The organism is Alteriqipengyuania sp. (genome assembly GCF_964222115.1).
Classification (GTDB): Bacteria; Pseudomonadota; Alphaproteobacteria; order Sphingomonadales; family Sphingomonadaceae; genus Alteriqipengyuania.
Map to the genome: position 1 here is coordinate 1 of NZ_CAXQBM010000051.1, position 16724 is coordinate 16724.

Consider the following 16724-nt stretch of genomic DNA (forward strand, 5'->3'; position numbering starts at 1 on the left):
CCCGGCACCGGCAAGACCGCGATTGCCGAAGGCCTGGCGCTGCGCATCGCCAACGGCGACGTGCCCGACAGCCTCAAGGGTCGCACGCTCATGTCGCTGGACATGGGTGCGCTGATCGCGGGCGCGAAGTATCGCGGTGAGTTCGAGGAACGTCTCAAGGCTGTGCTCGACGAAGTGAAGGGCGCCGAAGGCCAGATCATCCTGTTCATCGACGAGATGCACACGCTGATCGGTGCGGGCGCGAGCGAAGGCAGCATGGATGCCGGCAACCTGCTCAAGCCGGCCCTGTCGCGCGGCGAACTGCACTGCATCGGCGCGACCACGCTCGACGAATACCAGAAATATGTCGAGAAGGACCCGGCGCTGCAACGCCGCTTCCAGCCGGTCTATATCGAAGAGCCGAGCGTGGAGGATACGATCTCCATCCTGCGCGGGATCAAGGAGAAATACGAGCTGCACCACGGGGTGCGCATCACCGACGGCGCTATCGTTTCCTCCGCGCAGCTTTCCGCACGCTACATCCAGAACCGTTTCCTGCCCGACAAGGCGATCGACTTGATGGACGAGGCGGCGAGCCGCATCCGCATGGAAGTGGAAAGCAAGCCAGAGGAAATCGAAGACCTCGACCGGCGGATCATCCAGCTCAAGATCGAGGAACAGGCGCTCGCCAAGGAAAGCGACAGCGCCAGTGCCGAACGGCTGGAGAACCTGCGCGAAGACCTCGCCAATCTGGAACAGCGCTCGTCGGAACTGACCCAGCGCTGGCAGGGCGAGCGCGACAAGATCCATGCCGAGGCGCGGATCAAGGAAGACCTCGACCAGGCGCGTCTGGAACTGGAACAGGCACAGCGCGCGGGCGATCTCGCCAAGGCGGGCGAGCTGCAATACGGGCGCATTCCCGAGCTTGAGAACAAGCTGAAGGAAGCCGAAGGGCACACCTCCAACGCGCTGCTGCGCGAGGAAGTGACCGAAGAAGACATCGCGGGCGTCGTCGCGCGGTGGACCGGCATCCCGGTCGACCGCATGCTGGAAGGCGAGCGCGACAAGCTGCTGCGTATGGAAGAGGCGCTGGGCAAGCGCGTGATCGGCCAGACGGCAGCGGTGGAGGCCGTGTCCAAGGCAGTACGCCGCGCGCGCGCCGGATTGCAGGACCCCAACCGCCCGCTGGGCAGCTTCCTGTTCCTTGGCCCGACCGGTGTCGGCAAGACCGAGTTGACCAAGGCGCTGGCGCAATTCCTGTTCGACGATGACGGTGCGATGGTTCGCATCGACATGAGCGAATTCATGGAAAAGCACGCAGTTGCCCGGCTTATCGGCGCACCTCCGGGCTATGTTGGTTACGAAGAGGGCGGCGTTCTCACCGAATCGGTTCGCAGGCGGCCTTACCAGGTCGTGCTGTTCGATGAGGTCGAGAAAGCGCACAACGACGTGTTCAACGTGCTGCTGCAGGTGCTGGACGATGGCAGGCTAACGGATGGACAAGGACGCGTGGTCGATTTCTCGAACACGCTCATCATCCTGACCTCGAACCTCGGCAGCCAATATCTCAGCCAGATGACCGACGACCAGCAGGTCAGCGATGTCGAGCCGCAGGTAATGGAGGTCGTGCGCGGCCACTTCCGCCCCGAATTCCTCAACCGGCTGGACGAGATCATCCTGTTCCACCGGCTGGGGCAGGCCGACATGGCACCGATCGTCGAATTGCAGGTCGCCCGCGTGCAAAAGCTGCTCGCGGACCGCAAGATCGAGCTGGATCTGACCGACGCGGCCAAGCGCTGGCTCGGCCGGGTCGGCTACGATCCGGTCTATGGTGCCCGCCCGCTCAAGCGCACGGTCCAGCGTTACGTGCAGGACCCGTTGGCAGAGCGGCTGCTACAGGGCGAAATCCCCGATGGCAGCACGGTCAAGATCGACGAAGGCGATGGCCAGCTGTCGATCAGTGTGGCCTAGCTGGCAGCGGTGCCTGCATAAGCATCTGAAAACGGGCGTAAATGTTCGCGATAGGGATCGGCGGCGCCCAGCGCCCCGGTGCCGATCGGTTCGCGCACCTGCATCGTGCTGGCGGTGGCCACAACGCGGCTGGTGCGGTGTGGCTCGAACACGGCCGGCTCGCTCGCCAGATTGCAGAAGGACAGGATCCTTTCGATCTGCGCTTGCGGCTCGTTGACCAGGCGCGCGTAATTGACCACCAGGATGCGGTCGGGCAGCAGTTCCGACCAGAAGCGGAACAGCGCATCTTCGATCCTGAAGTGATGGGCAATGTCCTCCAGCTTCCAGCTCCATTCCAGCCCGGTCGCAAAGAACGTGCGATAGGCCGACCATGCACAATCGAGCGGGTCGCGGCGCAGCCAGATGATTGGCGATTGCGGCAGCAGGCTCGCAATCATGCCAATGAAACGCGGATTGTTAAGGCCCTTGTCGACAAATCGGCCGGCTTCGCCGAATCTTTCCCGCGCAAGGTGCAGGTAGAGCTTGCTCAGGTTGTCGAGCTTCGCATTCGCGCCATAGGTTTTGAGCCCGCGATAGGAGTTCTGCGAAAGATCGCGCTGGACGACCCCCATGCTCCCCAGCTCCTGGCCACCCACGACCGCAGAATGGCTGGCGAGGATCTGTTCGACCAGCGTTGTGCCGGAGCGGGGAAGGCCGGTCACAAAGATCGCATCGCTGGTGTCGGTCTGCACCATATCGCCCAAGCGCTGGATTTCATCACGCTCGTAACCCTCGTGGCTGATCGTGGCCTCCCGCCGATCCGCCGCATGGTCGTAGCTGCGCTGGGTGGCCATCAGGCCCGCGCCTTGGGTAAAGTGTTCGAAGGCGGAGTCGGCCTGTTTCCGGTCGAATTGCACCGATCCGGCGGCAAAATGGTATTGCGCCTGTTCCGCCGGTAACGCGTTCGCCATGGCACTGCCCGCCGCAAGAATGCGATCGCCCAGGGGATCGCCCTCCTTGCGCTTGCGACATTTGGCGAGGGCAAGGTGTGGCTGGCCCAGCTGCGGATTCGCCTCGATCGCGGCGAGCAGGAACTGCTCGGCCTCGTCAATCTGGCCGAAGTTCATCGCCATCGTGCCGCGCAGGTAGGCGTGGCTCGCCGGATCGGGGACATTGCCTGGTAGCGATTGGAGGATTGCCGAGGCATCTTCCAGGCGGCCGACCTGCGCCGCGATGGTCGCGCGTTCGAACATGGCGAGATCGCGATTGGCCGATTGCTCTACCAGCAAGGCCATCGCCTGATCGGCAAGGCTCACTTCGCCATTGGTCTGCATAACCTTGGCGATAAGCCGCCATTTGTCGCCCAATGCGGCGCGCTGCTGGATCAGGCTCTGGGCATTTTCGTTCGAGACGCGCCGGTCATTGCGTTGCAATGCGGCGACGAAGTTCTGCAGGCTCTGGGCGGTTTGATCGCTCACGTATCGAATTCTCGCTGAAATGGGTGCGCTCTAGAGCGCAATTCTATCCGCATAGGCGGCATCGAAGGCTGCCATATGCTCTCTATACGGTGCCGCGACACCGATGCCGCGACGGTTGATGGGTTCGCGCACCTGCAGGAAGCTGGCCGTAGAAACGGCGCGATCACTCTTGTGGAAGTCGATCTGCCCAGCCTCCGGTTCGAGGCCGCAATGGCGCGTGATCCGCTCTACCCACTGGTCCGGTGCATCGACGAGGTCCGCATAGGACACCACGAGGAGTTGCTCGCCTAGCTGCGCGCGCCAGTGATCGAGCATGGCTTCCTCGATCCGCATGTGATGCGCAATTTCCGCCAGCGACCAGCCGCCGACGACATTATTCGCCAGCCACGAACGATAGATCGACCACGCATTGTCCGCCGGATCGCGCTGCATCCACACGATCGGAGCATGCGGGAACAGCACCGATAGCGGCCCGATCGAACGGCTCTGGTTGAGGCTCTTGTCGACGAAACGACCCGTGCCGCCGATCCGTTCTCCGGCAAGGCGCAGATATAGCGCCCGAAGCGCCTCGATCGACCCGCCTCGAGCGACGTAGTTATCGAAGTCCGACGGAGCGAAACCGCCGACGGTCGCTTCGACTTGCACCGCAAGGCCCAGTTCTCCGCCGCCATCGACTTGCGAGTGGGCCGACAGGATCTGTTCGACCAGCGTAGTGCCACTGCGCGGCAGGCCGGTCAGGAAGATGGGCTTGCGCTCGCTTGCCGGCGCAGTCTGCGCATGGTGGTCTATCGAATCGCTGGTCCAGGCTGCTGCAATGCGCGCGGAGGCAACATTGTCCTGCGCCTGGTACTTCATCGTTTCGCCCTTGATCTCGGTCGAGCGGCGGTAGTGGGCGAATGCGGTTGCAAAATCGCGCTCCCGGTGGGCGAGCAGCGCGAGAACATGTTCCAGCGCGGCCCGATCGGTTTGCTCTTTTGCAGCGCCGGAAGCGGCCAGGACCTCGATCGACCGCCGATCCTCTTCGGTCAGCCGCTCCATCTGGGCAAGGCCGAGCCATGAGCGGGCCGATTCGGGCACTGCCTTGAGCACCCGCCGGAACTCTGCTTCCGCCGTCTCGAGATCGCCGAGCGTCACGGCAGCGGACGCACGCAGATAGGCGTTTGCCTCGGGCGCAGGCAGGTTTTCGGGAATCGCGGTCACTTTATCGAGCGCTGCGCGGTTGTGACCAGTGCGGGCGAGCAGCACGGCCTGCTGGTGCTCGGCCGCGAAGGGCGGGGCGCCTTGCGCCTTCCACAGATCGAGCGCGCTGAGTGCCAGTTCGAGCTCACCCCAGCGCACGAGCTGGTCCGCGGCGCCCGACCATTGGGGCCCCAGGGGCGCGGATTGGGACACCAGGACCTTTGCGGCTTCGACCAGGCCGGTCCGGTCATCGCGCTGGAGCGCCTGTTTGAACTGGGCGGCGGCGGCTTGGAGAGACTGCATATTCACGGGGTGGTCCATAGACAAAAAAAGGGGCGGCATCGAGCCGCCCCTTTCCATTTTGTGTGTCTTTCGACTGGTTCGAACGATTAGTTCGAGCCACCGAAGCGCAGGAACGCCGAGAGGCGAACCGAACGCGGCGACTGGTAGCCCGTCGCCCGACCGAAGTCGGGGTGTGCACCACCGAAGTTGTAATCGCCGAACTCGTAGCGATCCAGCACCGAGTCCCAGTTGAAGACGTTGAACACGTCGACACGGAACTTGACGCCCGGCATCGTTTCGGGGGCCGGGGTAAGCGTGACACCGAGGTCGATACGCTTGTTCCAGTCCGATTCGAAGGCCGTACCGCGCGGCACCAGCACCGAACCGGTGCCCGTACCGTCGTTCAGGCCGCTGTCGAGACCGTCACCGCCGAACTGTGCCTGACGACAGTAGAACGAAGCGGCACCATACGAGTACTCGAAGGTCGAGCTATCGTTCTGGTAGTTACCGATACAGCTGAACTTACGCGGCGATTCGAGGATCGCATTCACGCCGATGTCGAGCCAGTCGGTCGGCTTCACACGTCCGTAGAACTTGAACGCGTGCTCGCGGCCGTTGGCGAGATCGCCATACGCACCGTCGAGGAAGCCCGGCTGGTCGAAGTCCTGCGTCAGGCCAGCGTCCGACTGGTTGTTGTCCGACTTCACCGCACCTTCGAAGTTACCAACCAGGTTGGTCCAGGTGTAGTTGAAGTTGAAGCCCCAGAAGCCGTCGAAGGCCTTCTCGATTTCCAGCTCGATCGCGTCGTAGTCACGAACCGCTTGCGGATAGCCGAGATCGGCAGCCGCCAGCGTCACGACATCGCACTGACCGGCGATGGAGCAGTCGCCATCGAGGCGAACCGTCACATCTTCACCCGGATTCAGCAGCACGTACTGGTGGAAGCCGGTCCACTCGCTGGCACAGCCTGCAACGCCATTGGCGGTACAATAGGCAAGCACAGCAGCGTCGATCGCGGCGTCTTCCAGCGTCGCACCCAGACGACGGTTGATGTAGTTCAGGCCAACCGTCCAGTCACCGAAGCGGTGCTCGGCACCGATCAGCCACTCATCGGTGTAGCTCGGCTTGAGCGTCGACGACACCAGGGTGTCCGTCGGGCCAAGCGTCCCGTCACCGTAGATCGAGTGGCAAACCTCGCCAGCGTTCGGCGAACCAGCCGGACAGACGTTGGTACCCAGCGGGAAGTTCGACACGAAGCCGACAATGTCGCCATTGCCGTCAAGCGTGTAGAAATCGGGGATACCATTGCCATCCGCATCGGTGCTGGTGCCGTAGAAGTGAATCTGACGATAATACGTCTCGGCGCCGGCAAGGCGGATGTTGGTGTTGGTTGCGATCGGCAGGTAGTACCGGCCCCAGAAACCAACGATCTTGGTGCGGCCATCGCCGAACACGTCGAACGAACCACCCAGACGCGGGGCCCACAGGTCACCCGAGTCGTAGAACTTGTCACCCAGCTGGGTGTAGTTCTTGAAGTTGTCGTTACGCACGCCGAGCTGCAGGTTGATGCGGCCATCCATGATGGACCACGAATCCTGCAGGTAGAACGCACGCTGGTCGGTCGAGAAAGCACCTTCGTTATAGTAGTAATAACGAATGTTCAGGTTCGAACGAACGTCGTAGCGGTAGCCCGAGCCGTTGTAGGTCGTCAGTTCCTGAGCCGACAGCTTTTCGAGATCGAAGCCGGCACGGAAGTGGTGTTCACCCAGGAAGTCGACATACAGATCGGCATCGGCGCGGTAGATTTCACGCTTATCCGAATCGGACAGGTTGCCCGTAGCCGTACCGCCGGCAACGAACGTACCGCCGATGCGCGACAGGATGTAGGCCAGGTTCGGGTTCGCAACCTGCGTACCGACGTTGTTGTTCTGGCCGTAAGCTGCCGAGATCGAGAACCAGTCGGTGAACTGACCCGAGTACTGCACGATGAAGTTGTCACCGCCGAACTCCTGGATCAGGCCGCCCTGCACGGCACCGAGCGAATCCGTGGTCGGATCGTACTCGATGTACTGCACGGTCTGGGTCTGCTTGTCGCGGAAGTAGGTACCTTCCAGACGGTGACCATCGGCAATCACGAAGTCGAGCTTGCCGCCGAAGAACGGGCTCTTGTTACGGATAATCGTGCGACGACCACCCGACGAGCTGGTGCCCGCGCTTTCGTTGTCCCGCGGATTGTACAGCGCGTAGAAGAACAGGCGATCCTTGATGATCGGACCCGAGGCGTAGAAGTTCGCCTGGAGACCCTGCGAGTAATCGTCCTCGTTCAGCGCACCGATTTCCGTAGCGGTCGTTTCCGAACAGTTGGCCGTGCCCGGCACACAGGCTGCGCCCGTGGTGTCGTCGGCGTAGAACAGGCCGTCCGCGTCAACGAAGGTGTTCGGTGCGTTCGAACGCAGCGAATCCGGGCTGAAGGTGATCACGGCACCGGCTTCGAACTCGTTCGAACCCGACTTGGTAACAGCCGAGGTCACACCACCCAGCGCGCGACCATATTCGGCCTGGTAGCCGCCGGTCTTGACGTCGAGCGTGCGGTAGAATTCGAACGGAATGATCGAACCACCGAGGAAGTTACGGAAGTCGGTGATGTTCAGGCCGTTGACGTAGTAGGCGTTCTCACCAACCGTCGCGCCGCTGATCGATGCCAGGTTGCCGAAGCCGCTGTCGCCAGCAGTCGTACCCGGAGCGAGCAGGATGAGCGAGGTCTGGTCGCGACCGACCGGAACCGTTTCAGCGAGTTCCTGGACGTCCAGGGTCACACCGGTCTGGGTGGCCTGGAAGTCAGCAACCGCAACGCGCGTACCGGTAACAACCAGAACTTCGCCCGACGAACCCGTCGAACCACCGGCCGCAGCGTAGCGGAAGGTGTTGGTCTGGCCGGCAAGCACGGTGGTGCCACGGTCTTCCACGACCACGGCGCCGCCGGAGCGGACGACCACGGTGTACGTACCGGTCGGCAGCGCGGTGACGCGGAACTGGCCGGTGGCGTCGGTGGTGACGGTGTTGCTAAAGCCCTGGGCGTTCGAGGTAACGGTCACTTCGGCGCCGGACAGCGGAGCGCCGCTGGCGTCGAGAACCGTACCCTGCAGCGTACCGCGGGTATAGTCCTGCGCGGCAGCGGGTGCAGCGACCATGGTAACGGCAGCGCCGCCCCCGATCAGTGCAACCGCTTGCAGAGCCGTACCCGACGCAAGCAGCCGCTTATAAAAGCTTTTGTTTGTCATCTTGAGCATTTCCCTTCGTTGCTCGTCCGGGGAGACGTTTGGTTCGCTCCCCAGACCATTTCTCCAGTCCCTGTCGGCAGCGCATAGCACGCACGTGACCCCCAAAGATGGAATGGCTGCAGGATTAACGCGGGACACTCATAATGCAAAAGCAATAGGCCCCGTTTTCCGCCGAAGTGAAATTCCTGTGGCATCTCGGTGACAGTGCTGCGGCCTTTCGCAACATTCCTGCAATTAGAAGTAATAAAGTTGCGTTTGGGGGCCGAGCGGCGCCGATAACCGCGCTTCTGAAATCCCAAAACGAGACATAAGATCGTGAGGCGGGCTCCACATGGCCAGCCGCGTTCGAACCTTCATCGCTGCTTGACTCGCAATCGGGGGGCTCCCACGCAGCATCCCACAAGGTCCATCGAAGAGATAAGCAGGAGAGATACGAATGGCCGACGCATTTATCGTCGACGCGGTGCGCACAGCAGGTGGCAAACGGGGTGGGGCACTGGCCGATGTGCACCCGGTCGATCTTGCTGCGCAGACGCTCGACGCGCTGGTGGAGCGCACCGGGATCGACCCGAAGGCAGTCGACGATGTGATCATGGGCTGCGTCAGCCAGGCGGGCCAGCAAGCGATGCAGGTGGGCCGCAACGCGGTGCTCGCGACGAAGCACCTGCCCGAGAGCACGCCCGCGGTGACGATCGACCGGCAGTGCGGCAGTTCGCAGCAGGCCATACAATTCGCCGCGCAGGCGGTGATGAGCGGGACGCAGGATGTCGTGATCGCCAGCGGTGTCGAAAGCATGACGCGCGTGCCGATGGGCAGCTCCGCGATGTTCCACATGAAGGAAGGGCTGGGCAATTATAAGTCGCCCGGGCTCGAGAAGAAGTACCCCGGCGTCCAGTGGAGCCAGTTCATGGGCGCCGAGATGATGGCGCAAAAGCATGGCTTCTCGAAGGATGAGCTGGATCGATTCGCGCTCGCCAGCCACGAAAAGGCGAAGGCCGCGACCGAGGCGGGCGCCTTCGATGCGGAGATCGTGCCGATCCCCATCGAAACGCCCGAGGGCGAGAAGATGCATACGGTGGACGAGGGCATCCGGTTCGACGCCAGCCTCGAAGGGATTGCCAGCGTCAAGCTGCTCAGCCCCGAAGGGCGTATCACCGCCGCATCGGCCAGCCAGATCTGCGACGGGTCGAGTGCGGCGCTGATCGTGTCCGAGGCAATGCTCAAGAAACACGGGCTCACCCCGCTGGCCCGGATCGTCGACCTGACGGTGACCGCGGGGGACCCGGTCATCATGCTGGAAGAGCCGCTATTCGCGACCGACAAGGCGCTGAAGAAGGCAGGCCTCTCCATCGACGATATCGACCTGTACGAGGTGAACGAGGCCTTCGCGCCTGTGCCGATGGCGTGGCTGAAGCACGTCGGCGCGGACCCGGCGAAGCTCAACGTCAATGGCGGCGCGATTGCGCTGGGCCACCCGCTGGGCGCGAGCGGCACGAAGCTGATGGCGACGCTGCTCCACGCGCTCAAGGCGCGCGGCAAGAAATACGGGCTGCAGACGATGTGCGAAGGCGGCGGTGTCGCCAACGTGACCATCGTCGAGATGCTCTGAAATCCCAATTCCAACCGGAGAGAGAATCATGGAAATTTCCGCACAAACCCCCGCCGTCGTCACCGGCGGTGCATCGGGCCTTGGCCTCGCCACCGCGCGCGCCATCGCCGCGAAGGGCGCCAAGGTCGCGATCTTCGACATGAAGGAAGACGAGGGCGAGAAGGTCGCCAAGGAACTGGGCGGCACCTTCTGCAAGGTCAATGTGACGAGCGAGGAAGATGTCGCCGCCGCCTTCGCCAAGGCGCGCGAGGCGCATGGGCAGGAGCGTATCCTGGTCAACTGCGCCGGCATCGGTAACGCGATCAAGACCGCGAGCCGGTCCAAAGAAGACGGCAGCATCAAGCACTTCCCGCTCTCCGCCTTCGACTTTGTGATCCAGGTGAACCTCGTGGGCACGTTCCGCTGCATCGCACACTCGGCTGCGGGCATGCTGACGCTCGACCCGCTGAACGAAGACGGAGAGCGCGGCGCGATTGTTAACACGGCGAGCGTCGCTGCCGAAGACGGCCAGATCGGCCAAGCGGCCTACTCGGCATCCAAAGGCGGCGTTGTGGGCATGACCTTGCCCATCGCGCGCGACCTGATGGGCGAGGGCATCCGGGTGAACACGATCCTGCCCGGCATTTTCCACACGCCGCTGTTGATGGGGCTGCCCGAAAAGGCGATCGAAGCGCTCAATGCCTCGGTCCCGTTCCCCAAGCGCCTCGGCAACCCGGAAGAATACGCCAAGCTGGCGATGGTCATGCTGGAAAACACCTACTTCAATGGTGAGGACGTGCGCCTCGACGGTGCAATCCGCATGGCGCCGCGGTAAGCATCGCGCGAATGTGCTAGAGGATGGGCTCCTGCCGGACGCAGGGGCCCATTTTCGTTAGGGGTAGGGGGCATGGGCAAACTTGGATGGAAAATCGGGGTCGAGATCGAGCTACTCGCTCCGAAGGGTGCGAGCCGTGAGACGCTGGCGTCCCGCGTGGCGGAGCGGGTCGGCGGCACTGCCACCCGTATCTTCCATCCCGAAAGCGAGACCAGTGCGCTGCCGGGCCAGCCCGTGTTCGAAAACCTCACCCTTGGTTACCGGGTGACGGACGCCAGCGGTGCGTGGGTCGCCAGCTTCGTCGACGACCTGACCTTGCAGCGCGATCTCGACAAGTCCCATGCCCCGCATCCCGGCTGGTATCGCCTGGTGGCAGACGATGCGCGGCTGTTGCGGCTGGCCCAGCAGAATTGCGACGCGGCACAGCCGCTCGACCGGGTACTCGATCCTTTTGCGGCGCTGTTCGGGACCGAGGCCGAACATCACGAAGGCGGCATGGTGCGCGTGGTGGACGCGCAGGGATCCTCCATCGCCATCGGCGCGCCGCTGCCCGGCGAACGCGAACGTCCGTGCGAGATCGTCACTGCGCCGATAGAACGCGACCACGCAGAGGCTATCGATGCGCTCCTCGCCGATGCCCGTGCGCTTGGGTTCGCGATCCCGCACGAAGGCGCAACGCACCTGCATTTCGACGCAAAGCCGATGCGCAGCGCAAAGGCGGTCGCCCGGCTGGTCGCCTTCTATACCGCGCACCACGCGGCTCTGCGCGATTTCGCCCGGAGCAACCCGGCCTGCGTGCGCACCGGCGGCTGGCCGCCCGGCCTGGCCGAAATGACAGGAACAGCAGAGTTCCAGTCGCTCGAATGGGAAGCGGCGCGCGCGCGGCTCTCCAAGGCGGGGCTGAAGAAATGGTGCGACCTCAATCTCGCCAATCTCGTCAACGCGTCGCCCAACAAGGACACCATCGAGTTCCGCATCTTCCCCGCCACGCTCGATGCAGGCGACATCGTGCGCTGGGCGCGTGGATGCGAAGCGATCCTGCGCTTTTGCCTCGACCCGTCCGAACCGGCCATTCCACCTGAAGGTGCCGATCTGACACAGGCAATCCCCGCACTCGCCGGTTCATGACCCGGTCACAGACATTGGCGGTATTTCGTGTTAGGCAGGCAGCCGGTCGCTCTTGAAGGGTCGCGAAACCTGAGGGGGGAAACATGACCACTCGAACAGGACGCCGTCGCGGCATCCGCGTCGCCCTGGCTTTGATGCTGACGACATCTGCGGCGGGAATCGTCGCTTACCAGCCGCTCGTGGCGCAAACCGAAAGCGACTATGTTAGCGCCTTCGTCAACTCAGCCTATACCTATTGCGACGCCAAGCTGGTCGGTGCGGTCTGGGGAATGGATCCCTACGAAGGCAAGATCCAGATCGGCATGAAGATCGTCGGCGGATATGCCGAAAATCTCGGCCCGCTACTCCAGACCAGTCGTAATCGCGGCCATGCCTGCGAATGGGCCGATACCGGCCTTGCCTATTCGGATGCGGAGCAGCTCGGGCAGCTTTGGGGCATAGAGACCTGGGATGCCAAGGCGCGCGCTGCGGGCATGTTCACCATGGGCAATAGTGGCGAGGTCTATGGCCTGCTGGGTGGCGAGGGAGACGAGCAAGACTGGCACGATCCGCACATGGAGCAGACCGCGCTCGACCGCTTCTGGGCCTCGGGATATTCCTATTGCGATGCCAAGCTGTTGGGCGAATTGTACGGGACCGATCCCTACCAGGGCAAAATCGAAATCGGCAACAAGGTCGGGGTAGGGCTGGTGGCCAATATTCCGCTGCTGCTGAACGAAAGCCGCGGGCGGGGTGCCAGCTGCGAGTGGAACGATCTCCCTTACGGTTACAGCGATGCGCAGGTGCTTGCAGCAGCATGGGGCATGGATGTCGCGCGGGCCAAGGCCGCAGCTGGCGATCTGGCGACGTGGGGCCGGATCGACGTGATTGCCGCCGCGCTGGGCCACGAATCGCACTGATCGGCTGACATCATCCGCGCCATTGCAGGGCCGGTTGCTGCATGTCTGCGGTGACCGGCCCGCTCCGCATGGATTGCAATGGGTGGATCGCACAGGTTCGGCCTTTCCTACCACGCCGCGAGTGCTCTATCGCGCTTGCGAGATGGCCACCTGCAACCCCTCGAAAATATGTGAACCGGGCACTGCTGTGCCCAAGGCGGTTTTCTGCGTCATAACACTGTGTCAGGTGTGTCAGCGAGGAGACCACGCCATTGCCTGACTTCACCCAGATTAAGCTCGATATTGATGGCGCAATCGCCACGATCACGCTGCACCGCCCGGAAAAGATGAACGCGTTCACGCATGTCATGCGTGACGAACTGATCGCGGCGATCGACGCGACCGATGCGGACGACGCAGTGCGCGCTGTCATTGTTACAGGTGAGGGGGAGCGGGCGTTTTGCGCGGGGGCGGATCTGACACCGCCGGACAACCCCGACGGCACGAAGCGGCACGTCTTTTCAGACCCCAAGACGGTCGACGACCTGTCCGATCCCATCGTGCGTGATGGCGGCGGGCAGTTGGTTCTGCGCCTCTTCAATTCGCAAAAGCCGCTTATCGGCGCGTGCAATGGCGTCGCGGTGGGTGTCGGCGCGACGATGCAACTGCCGTTCGACATGCGGCTGTGTTCGGACAATGCGCGCTTTGGCTTCGTTTTTGCCAGGCGCGGGATCACTCCCGAGGCCGCGTCGAGCTGGTTCCTCCCCCGGTTGGTCGGCCTGCCGACCGCGCTCGAATGGTGCATGACCGGGCGAATCTTCGACGCGAGCGAAGCACTGGATGCGGGGCTGGTCCGTTCGGTCCACCCGCAAGGCGAGTTGATGGATGCCGCGCTTGGCTTGGCGCGCGAGATCGCGGAAAACAGCTCGCCCATCTCGGTCTCGATGACTCGCGCGATGCTGTGGCGGCTTTCCTCGCTCGAACACCCGATGCTGGCGCACCGGATCGACAGCCGTTCGATCTATCGCCTTTCGCGTGGGGCCGATGCCAAAGAAGGCATCGCCAGCTTCCTCGAAAAACGGCCCCCCGAATTCACCGGCAAGGTCAGCACCGACATGCCCGATTTCTATCCCTGGTGGCAGGAGCCCGAATACAAATGAGCAGTACCGCGTGGCATATTGGCGTCCTTGGCGGTTCGGGCCTGTACGAAGGGATCGAGCTTGAGGGACAGCAGCAGATCGAGGTGTCTTCTCCCTTTGGCGAACCCTCCGGCCCGGTGACCACGGGTACAATCGGCCACGTGCGGCTCACCTTCATGGCGCGGCACGGGGCAGGGCATGCGAAATCGCCCGATAGCGTCAATTACCGCGCCAATATCGACGTGATGAAACGTTGTGGCGTGACCGACCTGCTGGCGATCAGCGCGATCGGATCGCTGCGCGAGGCAATGGCGCCGACGCATTTCGTGGGCGTCGACCAGTTCATCGACCGGACGCGTGACCGGCCGCAGAGCTTCTTCGGCGAAGGTCTGGTCGCGCACGTGAGCCTTGCCGATCCGGTGTGTCCGCGCCTCGCCGCGCTGGTCGCCGATGCGGCGGAGGCGAGCGGATCGACCGTGCATCGCGGCGGAACCTATGTGGCGATGGAAGGCCCGCAATTCTCCACCCGCGCCGAAAGCCGCATGTATCGCGGCTGGGGCGGGGACGTAATCGGGATGACCGGGATGCCCGAGGCGCGGCTCGCCCGCGAGGCGGAGTTGCCCTACGCGCTGATCGGCATGGTCACCGACTACGACAGCTGGCGCGACGAGGAAGCGGGGGTCGAGGCGTTCGATATCCTCGCAGTGCTCAAAGGCAATGCGGACCGCGCCCGCGCGATGCTCGACGAACTGGTCGCAACCCTGCCCGATACGCGCGCGCCGAGCCCGGTGGATACGGCGCTGGAACATGCGATCATCACCGCACCCGAAATGCGCGACAAGACGCTGATGGCGAAGCTGGATGCCGTGGCGGGGCGGGTGCTGAGTTAGAGTCTGCACCAAGCCCGTTCGTGGTGAGCTTGTCGAACCGCGAACGAAGCCTCGCGCTCGCCCTTCGACAGGCTCAGGACGAGCGGATCCCGTCTAGGCGGTCTCTAATTCGCGAATGCGTCCGCGATGCTGCAGCCTGCCGGGCCAAGGATCACGATGAACAGTGTGGGCAGGATGAACAGGATCAGCGGTACGGTCATGATCGCGGGCAGGCGCGCGGCCTTCTCTTCGGCACGCATCATCCGCTCGTTGCGGAATTCGGCCGAAAGCACGCGCAGCGCCGATGCCAGCGGCGTGCCGTAGCGTTCGGTCTGGACCAGCGTGGTGACCACGCCCTGTACCGCTTCCAGGTCGACACGGTAGGCGAGGTTGTCGAACGCCTTCTTGCGCTCGTTCAGGAACGACAGCTCGATGGCGGTCAGCAGGAATTCGTCGCCCAATTCGGGATAGGCGCGGCCCAGTTCCTTGGCGACCCGGTTGAACGCGGCATCGACCGTCAGGCCGGCTTCGGCGCAGATCACCAACAGGTCCAGCGCGTCGGGCAGGCCCTTGCGGATCGCATCCGTGCGCTTCTTGGCCTTGTTGGCGATGTAGAGTTCCGGCCCCTTGTAGCCAAGGAATACCGCAGCGGAGAGCGCGCCCAGCCGCTTGAAGCTGCCCCAATCGGGAAACGCGTCAGACAGGTAGAAGAAGTAGAATGCCAGCAGTCCCAGTACGATCGGCAGGATCGCGCGCGCACCGATCACGTAGACGGCGTATTCCTTGTTGCGGATACCCGCATGGGCCAGCTTCTGCTGTACTTCCGCCAGCTGGCTGGGCTGCAGGATCTTGAAGCTGTTGAGCGTGTCCTTGACCTTGTCGGTCTTCTCGGTCCGGCGGACCAGGCTCTTGCGCTTTCGCCCGTGCTCCTTGACGATTCCCGCCTTGAGCTCGTCGCGCCGGGCATTCAGCGCCTTGACCCGCTTGGCCATGGGATCGCGCACGGTCACCGCCGCGTAGATCGCCAGCATCATGGCAAGCGCGGCAACACCGACCAGCAGCGTCGCCACCATGATGACGTCGAAGCCCAGCAAGGTGGGCCCTGCGGGCGTCCCGAAGAGGAAGGCGGGGGCAAAGTCCATCAGATCTCGAAGCTCACCATCTTGGCCATGATGAACACGCCAATGCCCATCCAGCCGAGCCCGCCAAGGCCGATCACGATCAGGCGCTCATCCTCGAAGAAGGCGCCGATATAGTCGGGGTTGATCCAGAAGATCATCCCGAAGACGAGGAACGGCAATGCGCCGACGATATAGGCGGAGGCCTTGGATTCAGAGCTCATCGCCTTGATCTTGAGCTTCATCTGGCTGCGCTTGCGCAGCACGTCGGAGAGGTTGGAGAGCGTTTCTGCCAGGTTGCCACCCGTCTCGCGCTGGATCGCGAGTGTGATCGTGAAGAAGTTGAATTCGGCGATGTTGAGCCGGTCGGCGCTGACTTGCATCGATTCCTCCATCGACCGGCCGATCTTGATCCGTTCGATGATGCCCTTGAATTCGATCCCCACGGGGCCGGGGATTTCCTGCGCGACCACCGCCAATGTCTCGGTCACCGGCAGGCCGGATCGCAGGCCGCGAACTAGCAGGTCGATCGCGTCCGGGAACTTGGTGACGAATTGCGTGGTGCGGCGCTTGATGAAGAAGCCCACCACCATATGCGGCAGGCCTGCACCGATCAGCAGGCCGCCGATCAGCGATAGCAGGGCCACGCCCGACTGGAGGAATAGGATCAGGCCTACCAACACGCTCAACCCCAGGCTGACGTAGATATATTGCGAGACAGTCCAGCCCATGCCGGTCCGCTGCAATCGCAGGATCAGCGCTTCGGTGCGTGAATTGCTGCCGGCAACCTTGTGGACCTTGGGCTTGCGCGCAGCCATCGCCTTTTTCATCTGCGATTCGACCTTGGCGTCGGCGCTTTCCGAATGGCGATAGCGCACGCCGCTCAGCCGCTTTTGCACCTGCTTGCGCGACGAAGGTGCGCTCAGGCTCGCATAGACGAGCCCGACAGCGGCGGAGAGGCCGACAATCAGCAAGAAGATCTGGAAAAGGTCCATTGCCTCTTTCTTGGTCCGTTACCTG

General features: G+C 63.1%; 12 protein-coding genes. 7 read left to right on the forward strand and 5 right to left on the reverse strand.

The window, feature by feature from the left end; all coding sequences use genetic code 11:
* The coding region (locus ACEQXE_RS07885) for an AAA family ATPase (protein WP_370178339.1) at window positions 1–1950 on the forward strand (1950 nt) is incomplete at its 5' end.
* On the opposite strand, the gene ACEQXE_RS07890 is transcribed toward ACEQXE_RS07885, so the two are convergent.
* The 3 genes from ACEQXE_RS07890 to ACEQXE_RS07900 all read right to left on the reverse strand — a co-directional run bounded on the left by ACEQXE_RS07890 (window position 1947) and on the right by ACEQXE_RS07900 (window position 8149).
* Window positions 1947–3407: a sulfotransferase gene (locus ACEQXE_RS07890; RefSeq protein ID WP_370178340.1), complete on the reverse strand. Its 1461-nt coding sequence runs from the start codon at window positions 3405–3407 to the stop codon at window positions 1947–1949. The two genes, ACEQXE_RS07885 and ACEQXE_RS07890, sit on opposite strands and share 4 nt — an antisense overlap.
* A gap of 30 nt (window positions 3408–3437) precedes the next feature.
* Window positions 3438–4889 carry a sulfotransferase gene (locus ACEQXE_RS07895; protein WP_370178341.1) on the reverse strand — a complete coding sequence of 484 codons (1452 nt, stop codon included), beginning with the start codon at window positions 4887–4889 and terminating at the stop codon, window positions 3438–3440.
* An 86-nt stretch (window positions 4890–4975) separates the two neighbouring features.
* Window positions 4976–8149: a carboxypeptidase regulatory-like domain-containing protein gene (locus ACEQXE_RS07900; protein ID WP_370178342.1), complete on the reverse strand. Its 3174-nt coding sequence runs from the start codon at window positions 8147–8149 to the stop codon at window positions 4976–4978.
* A 436-nt stretch (window positions 8150–8585) separates the two neighbouring features.
* Here ACEQXE_RS07900 and ACEQXE_RS07905 point away from each other — a divergent pair, with 436 nt between their 5' ends.
* From ACEQXE_RS07905 to mtnP, 6 genes are all read left to right on the forward strand, one after another.
* A complete protein-coding gene (locus ACEQXE_RS07905) occupies window positions 8586–9758 on the forward strand; it encodes an acetyl-CoA C-acetyltransferase (protein ID WP_370178343.1) in 1173 nt (390 codons plus the stop codon).
* Window positions 9759–9786: 28 nt separating this feature from the next.
* A complete protein-coding gene (locus ACEQXE_RS07910) occupies window positions 9787–10572 on the forward strand; it encodes an SDR family NAD(P)-dependent oxidoreductase (protein WP_370178344.1) in 786 nt (261 codons plus the stop codon).
* Window positions 10573–10644: 72 nt separating this feature from the next.
* Window positions 10645–11700: an amidoligase family protein gene (locus ACEQXE_RS07915; RefSeq protein ID WP_370178345.1), complete on the forward strand. Its 1056-nt coding sequence runs from the start codon at window positions 10645–10647 to the stop codon at window positions 11698–11700.
* Between the two features lie 83 nt (window positions 11701–11783).
* Window positions 11784–12599, forward strand: coding sequence for a hypothetical protein (locus ACEQXE_RS07920; protein ID WP_370178346.1), 816 nt, complete (start codon window positions 11784–11786; stop codon window positions 12597–12599).
* Between the two features lie 251 nt (window positions 12600–12850).
* Entirely contained in the window at window positions 12851–13738 is an 888-nt protein-coding gene (locus ACEQXE_RS07925; protein ID WP_370178347.1) for a crotonase/enoyl-CoA hydratase family protein, read from the forward strand.
* On the forward strand, window positions 13735–14607 hold the full coding sequence (mtnP, locus tag ACEQXE_RS07930) for an S-methyl-5'-thioadenosine phosphorylase (protein ID WP_370178348.1): 873 nt from the start codon (window positions 13735–13737) through the stop codon (window positions 14605–14607). The genes ACEQXE_RS07925 and mtnP overlap by 4 nt, the downstream gene beginning before the upstream one ends.
* 104 nt (window positions 14608–14711) lie before the next feature.
* Here the strand turns inward: mtnP and ACEQXE_RS07935 are convergent, their stop codons facing one another.
* Together ACEQXE_RS07935 and ACEQXE_RS07940 are read right to left on the reverse strand one after the other, a co-directional pair.
* The gene (locus tag ACEQXE_RS07935) at window positions 14712–15728 is read right to left on the reverse strand and encodes a type II secretion system F family protein (protein ID WP_370178349.1); all 1017 of its coding nucleotides are present in this window, start codon (window positions 15726–15728) and stop codon (window positions 14712–14714) included.
* Window positions 15728–16699 (reverse strand): type II secretion system F family protein, encoded by a 972-nt coding sequence (locus ACEQXE_RS07940; protein WP_370178350.1) that lies wholly within the window; start codon window positions 16697–16699, stop codon window positions 15728–15730. Before ACEQXE_RS07940 ends, ACEQXE_RS07935 begins: the two co-directional genes overlap by 1 nt.
* Window positions 16700–16724 lie beyond the last annotated feature (25 nt).

Bases quoted from the DNA above. Each gene is read 5' to 3' on its own strand.
- ACEQXE_RS07920 (WP_370178346.1), top strand. From the start codon at position 11,784: ATGACCACTCGAACAGGACGCCGTCGCGGCATCCGCGTCGCCCTGGCT.
- ACEQXE_RS07900 (WP_370178342.1), bottom strand. From the start codon at position 8,149: ATGACAAACAAAAGCTTTTATAAGCGGCTGCTTGCGTCGGGTACGGCT.
- ACEQXE_RS07905 (WP_370178343.1), top strand. From the start codon at position 8,586: ATGGCCGACGCATTTATCGTCGACGCGGTGCGCACAGCAGGTGGCAAA.
- ACEQXE_RS07895 (WP_370178341.1), bottom strand. From the start codon at position 4,889: ATGCAGTCTCTCCAAGCCGCCGCCGCCCAGTTCAAACAGGCGCTCCAG.
- mtnP (WP_370178348.1), top strand. From the start codon at position 13,735: ATGAGCAGTACCGCGTGGCATATTGGCGTCCTTGGCGGTTCGGGCCTG.
- ACEQXE_RS07940 (WP_370178350.1), bottom strand. From the start codon at position 16,699: ATGGACCTTTTCCAGATCTTCTTGCTGATTGTCGGCCTCTCCGCCGCT.
- ACEQXE_RS07935 (WP_370178349.1), bottom strand. From the start codon at position 15,728: ATGGACTTTGCCCCCGCCTTCCTCTTCGGGACGCCCGCAGGGCCCACC.
- ACEQXE_RS07915 (WP_370178345.1), top strand. From the start codon at position 10,645: ATGGGCAAACTTGGATGGAAAATCGGGGTCGAGATCGAGCTACTCGCT.
- ACEQXE_RS07910 (WP_370178344.1), top strand. From the start codon at position 9,787: ATGGAAATTTCCGCACAAACCCCCGCCGTCGTCACCGGCGGTGCATCG.